The 803-nt window shown below is 61.4% G+C and carries 1 protein-coding gene; it reads right to left on the bottom strand.

Features of this window, described 5'->3' with window-relative positions; all coding sequences use genetic code 11:
- Positions 1–151: 151 nt before the first annotated feature.
- Positions 152–610 (bottom strand): Fur family transcriptional regulator, encoded by a 459-nt coding sequence (locus AX681_RS13565; protein WP_066657225.1) that lies wholly within the window; start codon positions 608–610, stop codon positions 152–154.
- Between the last annotated feature and the right edge of the window lie 193 nt (positions 611–803).

The following is an 803-nucleotide window of genomic DNA, read 5'->3' as shown; positions in this document are numbered from 1 at the left end:
CGCTCGCCGACAAATAGCGCGATCAGAATGCCGCCACTTAGCGCGAGCGTTTACATCGGAACCTAGTAGGGCTGTTTCGGCGACCTCGGCCGCGATCGGCGCGCGCCTCCCGCAATCGACCGTTTGACAGACATTGGTCGATCTGTGGGGTCTATCTGCTGCACGCCTCACATAGGCCGCAAACTTCGATCACCGGCTTTGTTGGCCGAAACCCCGCATTGGTTGCGGCACCCCGGATACTTGTCGCAATGCTGTCGTCGTCCAAATGCGTGATCCTGCCGCACTGCTCGCAGAAAAGCAGGATGCAGTCGTGAACGCAGCCGGGGTGGACATTGGGTAGGTAACGGTTTGCAACCTCCACGCGAGTGACGATGTTGGCTGCCACGAACAGGTCGAGAATGCGGTAGACCGAGTTTGCGGCTACGCGCCGGCCGCGCTGTTCCGAAAAGCGATCGGCGATGTCGTAAGCCGACGCGGGTCGGTCGAGACCGACGATGACATTGAATAGCTGAGCCCGCATATCGGTCCACTGCTCACCGACGCGCTCAAAGGCGGAGCGTGCGGCCTCTGCAAGCGCTTCTCCTTCCGGCTGCTCGTGCTTGTGACGCATGATGCAAGAATATGGCTCGACGGGGGTGGCGGGCAAGGCCACCCCTCTCTCAAGCACTTGGTTCATGTCGCGCGCCCCAGCTTCAGATTGCCGACATGCGCGATGGCGAGGACGATAGCGCCGGCAACCGTCAGCGGCGTTTCCAGCGGCGTGTCACCGAACGACAGCACACCGATGGCGAGCACTATAAGCC

This window comes from Sphingomonas sp. CCH9-E2 (assembly GCF_001557215.1).
Taxonomy (GTDB): domain Bacteria; phylum Pseudomonadota; class Alphaproteobacteria; order Sphingomonadales; family Sphingomonadaceae; genus Sphingomonas.
The sequence above is the reverse complement of the archived record's forward strand: the minus strand, read 5'-3'. Positions and strand labels throughout refer to the sequence as shown.